The 4,611-nt window shown below is 73.3% G+C and carries 7 protein-coding genes; 5 read left to right on the top strand and 2 right to left on the bottom strand.

What is annotated here, in order from left to right; translation table 11 throughout:
- Positions 1-444, top strand: a 444-nt coding sequence (locus AC1DY2_RS15810; protein WP_476763289.1) for an SDR family NAD(P)-dependent oxidoreductase, incomplete at its 5' end; no start/stop codon positions are given.
- Between the two features lie 87 nt (positions 445-531).
- On the opposite strand, the gene AC1DY2_RS15815 is transcribed toward AC1DY2_RS15810, so the two are convergent.
- A complete protein-coding gene (locus tag AC1DY2_RS15815) occupies positions 532-1,113 on the bottom strand; it encodes a helix-turn-helix domain-containing protein (protein WP_476763290.1) in 582 nt (193 codons plus the stop codon).
- A gap of 70 nt (positions 1,114-1,183) precedes the next feature.
- Between AC1DY2_RS15815 and AC1DY2_RS15820 the strand changes: the two genes are divergently transcribed.
- The 4 genes from AC1DY2_RS15820 to AC1DY2_RS15835 all read left to right on the top strand — a co-directional run bounded on the left by AC1DY2_RS15820 (position 1,184) and on the right by AC1DY2_RS15835 (position 3,896).
- Complete coding sequence (locus AC1DY2_RS15820; RefSeq protein WP_476763291.1) at positions 1,184-2,149, top strand: NAD(P)/FAD-dependent oxidoreductase; 966 nt, start codon at positions 1,184-1,186, stop codon at positions 2,147-2,149.
- 103 nt (positions 2,150-2,252) lie between these two features.
- A complete protein-coding gene (locus AC1DY2_RS15825) occupies positions 2,253-2,543 on the top strand; it encodes a DUF4287 domain-containing protein (protein ID WP_476763292.1) in 291 nt (96 codons plus the stop codon).
- Between the two features lie 151 nt (positions 2,544-2,694).
- Positions 2,695-2,904, top strand: a complete 210-nt coding sequence (locus tag AC1DY2_RS15830) for a DUF3072 domain-containing protein (protein ID WP_476763295.1) — start codon at positions 2,695-2,697, stop codon at positions 2,902-2,904.
- 11 nt (positions 2,905-2,915) lie between these two features.
- On the top strand, positions 2,916-3,896 hold the full coding sequence (locus AC1DY2_RS15835; protein WP_476763293.1) for a GNAT family N-acetyltransferase: 981 nt from the start codon (positions 2,916-2,918) through the stop codon (positions 3,894-3,896).
- A 39-nt stretch (positions 3,897-3,935) separates the two neighbouring features.
- Here the strand turns inward: AC1DY2_RS15835 and AC1DY2_RS15840 are convergent.
- A partial coding sequence (locus AC1DY2_RS15840; RefSeq protein WP_476763294.1) for an NUDIX hydrolase occupies positions 3,936-4,611 on the bottom strand: 676 nt, incomplete at its 5' end.

The raw sequence follows: 4,611 nt of genomic DNA on the forward strand, positions 1-4,611 counted from the left end.
GTGCTGGCCGGCGCGGCGGCGGCGATCGGCGAGTTCCTGCGCACCGACGTCGCCGGCGCGATCGTGAACGTCTCCTCGCACCAGGCCCAGCGCGCCGTGCGCGGGGCGCTGCCCTACGCCACGGCGAAGGCGGCGATCGAGGGCCTGACGCGCGCGATCGCGGTGGACTACGGCGCCCGCGGCATCCGTTGCAACGGCGTGGCCCTCGGCTCGATCGTGACCGAGCGCTACACGGCCCACCTCGACGAGCTGTCGGTCTCGAGCCGCGCGTCGTTCGAGGCGCAGGTGCGCCGGCTGCATCCGCTCGGCCGGCCGGGCGAGCCCGCCGACGTGGCGCACGTGGTCGCGTTCCTGCTGTCGGATGCCGCGGGCTTCGTCTCGGGGGCGGTGATCCCGGTCGACGGGGGCCGCGCGGCGCGCGGCGCCGACCCCGAGGAGCGCTGACCTCCGCCTGGAGCGGCGCGGCGGGGCATCCGCTGCCGACGCCGATGCACGCGGCATCCGCTGCTCGAATCGCCCGGGGGCGCGAGCTCAGGACGCGCCGGCCTCGCGCAGGTGCACCCGCTCGCCCTGGCGGCTGAGCAGGTTGATGATCTCGGCGGGCTCGGTCGAGGCGCTGGCGTGCCCATGCGGCACGCGCGTGTCGAACTCGGCGGCCTCGCCCGCCTCGAGCACGATCTCGTCGTCGCCGAGGGCGAGCCGCACGCGGCCGCTGAGCACGTAGATCCAGTCGTAGCCCTCGTGGGCGCGCTGCGCGATGGGCTCGTCGGGCGGATGCCCAGGCAGCACCATCTTGAAGGCGTGCACATCGGGGTTGTCGCGCGTGAGCGGGATGATCGCCCGCCCGCCGCGGTAGAAGGGCTTGGGATGCACGCGCGGGTCGGCGATCTGCGGGGCGCCGACGAGGTCGTCGAGGCTCGCCTGGTAGACCGAGGCCAGCCGGATGAGCAGGTCGAGGGTCGGCTTGCGGCCGCCCGACTCGAGGCGCGACAGCGTGCTGACCGAGATGCCCGTGTGCTCCGAGAGCTCGGCGAGCGTGAGTCCGCGCCGCGCCCGGAGCGCGCGCAGCCGTGGGGCGACGCCGTCGAGCACGCCGTCGAGGTCGTCGGGCATGTTCGCCCCTCCTTTGCCGTTCCGGCAAACCATGTTGCCAGGTCGGCGCACGCTCCGCAGCATGGGAGACATGCAGAACTCGTGGGATGTCATCATCGTCGGCGGCGGCAGCGCCGGGCTCAGCGCCGCCCTCATGCTCGGGCGCGCGCGACGCCGGGTTCTCGTGCTCGACGGAGGCGCCCCGCGCAACGGCGTCGCCGCCCACATGCACGGCGTGCTCGGCCGCGACGGGTGGTCGCCGCTCGACCTGCTCGCCGCCGGCCGCGAGGAGGTGCGGCGGTACGGGGTGGTCGTGGAGTCGGGCGAGGTCGCTGCTGCGGGCCCAGGCGGGCGCGGGGGCGCGACGCCCGTCGACGGCGGGTTCGAGGTCGCCGCGGCTGACGGCACCCGCCACGTCGCCCGTCGCCTGCTCGTCGCCACCGGCGTGCGCGATGGCCTGCCCGAGGTTCCCGGGCTCGCCGAGCAGTGGGGATCGGGCGCCGTGGTCTGCCCGTACTGCGACGGATGGGAGGTGCGCGACCGCCACATCGGCGTGCTCGCCGGCGGGCCGGTGGCGCTGCACCAGGCGCAGCTCCTGCGGCAGTGGTCGGCCGACATCACCTACTTCGTGAACGGCACGGAGTTGCCGGCCGACGCCTACGCGGCACTCGTCGCCCGCGGCATCGCCGTGGAGTCGCGCGAGGTCGTGCGGGTCGTCGCCGACGAGCACGGCCGGCTCAGCGGCATCCGTCTCGCCGACTGCACCGAGGTGCCGATCGACTCGCTGTTCCTGCAGCCGTTGCCACTGCCGAACGACGCCGTGCTTCGCTCGCTGGGCGCGGCGACGACCGAGCAGCTCGGCGTCGACTGGGTGGCGGTCGATGCCGACGGCCGCACGAGCGTGCCGGGGCTCTGGGCGGCGGGCAACGTCGTGTCGCCGCGCACCTCGGTGCCCATCGCGTCGGGTTCCGGCAACGCCGTGGGCGCGGCGATCAACGCCGACCTCGTCGAGGAGGAGGTCCGCGAGGCGCTCGCCGCCGACGTTGGTGCGGCCTGAGCGAGTTTCGATCCAGATCGAAACGCTGGCGGGTCGGATGCCGCAGCGCGAGGCTCGAGCATGGCACACCCCCACGCACCCCCGCTGACGAAAGGACCACCGCATGTCGTTCCAGGCATACCTCGACAACATCGAGACGGAGACCGGACTCACGCCGCGCCAGTTCATCGAGCTCGCGCACGAGCGCGGCTTCGACGAGACCACCAAGTCGGCGCCGATCGTGGCGTGGCTGAAGGAGGACTACGGGCTCGGCCAGGGGCACGCCATGGCGCTCGTGCACGTGATCACGAAGGGGCCGCAGATCAGCACGAAGCACGTCGGCACCGACGGCGCCCACAGCGACGCATCCGACACCCTCTGGCTCGACGGCAAGGCGACGAACCCGAACCCCTGAGCGTCGACGCGACCACGCCTCCGCCGCGAATGCAAGCCCCTGCAGCGGTGCCGGTCGCTCCTCGTACGATCGCGGCATGACCGACCAGAATGCCGCAAGCAGCCAGCCCGACGACACCGAGGACGACGACCTCGTCGAGGAATCCGACGAGATGCTCGGCTCCCGCGGAAGCGGTGACGACGCCGCCAGCAAGGACCCGTCGGACTGGGTGACCGGCGACGAGCCGATGACCGCCGCACAGCGCAGCTACCTCGACACACTCGCGCGAGAGGCGGGCGAGGAGGTCCCCGCCGACCTCACCAAGGCGCAGGCCTCGGCCGAGATCGAGCGACTGCAGCGCCTCACCGGTCGCGGGCAGTAGCCTCGACACGCATGCGACACCTCTCCGACGACTCCGCCGCCCTCGCCGAGCCCGCCGCCGATCTCACGATCCGGCACCTGACGGACGCCGACGAGCTCGAACTGTTCAACCGCATCCCCTACTCGCTCAATGACGAGCTCGCCGACGACCTCTCGGGTGGACGCCGGCGGCTCGACTGGATGTGGGTCGGGGTGCGAGACGGCCGGCTCCTCGGGCGCATCGGCTGGTGGACGAGCACCGAGGGTGCCGTACCGGAGCAGCTCGACATCTTCGACGTCGACGATGCGCTCCCCGACGACTGCTTCCGTGAGGTCGGCGCGGCACTCCTCGAACGGGCCGCCGCGCACGTGCTCGCGGGCGTCGACACGCCACCCGAGTTCGCGCGCTACCTCCCCGGCGACTGGCGCGATGATCCCGTGCAGCGGCGGGGCACCGAGTTGCGCATGGAGCTGCTCGAGCGCACCGGTGCCCGCTTCGTCGTCGAGCGCCTCCGCCTGGAGTGGACTCCGGGCACCCCGATGGCCGCAGCCGATGGCCGGCTCACGTTCCGGCCGTTCGCCTCGGACGCCGAGTTCCTCGACGTGACCACGCGCGTGCTCACCGGCACGCTCGACGCCCACAGCGTGGAGGAGCTCGCCGAGCACTCACCCCGCGAGGTGGCCGAGGCCTGGTACGACGACGAGTTCGCCCGGTACACGACGCCCAGGGAGTGGTGGCGCGTCGCGGTCGACGACGCCGGCGGAATCGTCGGCTTCGTCGTGCCGGCCCGCAACTCCTACCACCCGATCATCGCCTACCTCGGCGTGCTGCCCGAGCATCGCGGACGTGGTTACATCGACGGGATCCTGACGGAGGGCACCCGGGTGCTCCACGAGGCAGGGGTCTCGCACATCCGCGCCTCCACCGACGTGGGCAACGTGCCCATGGCCGCGGCGTTCGCCCGGGCCGGCTACGTCACCTTCGAGCGGCTGGTGAACCTGGCCTGGGGCTGAGCCCGCGGCATCCGCTGGTCGGCCCGCGGCGCACGTGCGTCAGCGCGTGAGGTCGTCGCGCTCGACGATGCGCTCGGCGTCCCAGGGCTCGGCCCAGCCGAGCTCGTCGAACATGCGCGACAGCACCAGCGCCGTGAAGCCCCACACGATGCGGTCGCCCACGGTGAACGCGGGCGACCGGTAGGTGTGGTCGCCGAGGGTGTACACGGTGATCGCGCGGTTCGCGGGCTCGAGCAGGTCGGCGACCGGGATGCGGAACACGTCGACCGACTCGTCGTGGTCGACCGCGGCCACCTCGCTCGGGTGGGTCCACCACGCGGGCACGGGCGTGACGATGTGCCGGCTGACCGGCACCGCCATCTCGGGAAGCGTGCCGAGCGGTTCGATGCCGTCGGGATCGAGCCCGGTCTCCTCGACCGCCTCGCGCAGGGCGCCGGCGATGGGTCCGTCATCGGATGCCTCGAGCCGCCCGCCCGGGAACGCGATCTGCCCCGCGTGGCTGCCGAGGGTCGCCGCGCGGCGCAGCAGCAGCACGTCGAGGTCGCGGGCGACGGGACCGCCGGTGCGCGCGGGCACGTGGTCGAGCACCCCGAACAGCACGAGCACCGCCGCCGGACGCAGGCTCGAGACGTCCCAGAGCCCCTGCGGCATGTCGGCGTTCCACTCGATGCCGCGCTCGCAGAGGGCGACGAGCTCGGCGCGGGCCGCGCGGGCT

The sequence above is a fragment of the Agromyces sp. P1_H4 genome, from assembly GCF_056405255.1.

What these genes read in the sequence shown, in the direction of transcription:
- AC1DY2_RS15820 (WP_476763291.1), top strand. Translation starts at nt 1,184, where the DNA reads ATGCAGAACTCGTGGGATGTCATCATCGTCGGCGGCGGCAGCGCCGGG.
- AC1DY2_RS15825 (WP_476763292.1), top strand. Translation starts at nt 2,253, where the DNA reads ATGTCGTTCCAGGCATACCTCGACAACATCGAGACGGAGACCGGACTC.
- AC1DY2_RS15830 (WP_476763295.1), top strand. Translation starts at nt 2,695, where the DNA reads ATGCTCGGCTCCCGCGGAAGCGGTGACGACGCCGCCAGCAAGGACCCG.
- AC1DY2_RS15835 (WP_476763293.1), top strand. Translation starts at nt 2,916, where the DNA reads ATGCGACACCTCTCCGACGACTCCGCCGCCCTCGCCGAGCCCGCCGCC.
- AC1DY2_RS15815 (WP_476763290.1), bottom strand. Translation starts at nt 1,113, where the DNA reads ATGCCCGACGACCTCGACGGCGTGCTCGACGGCGTCGCCCCACGGCTG.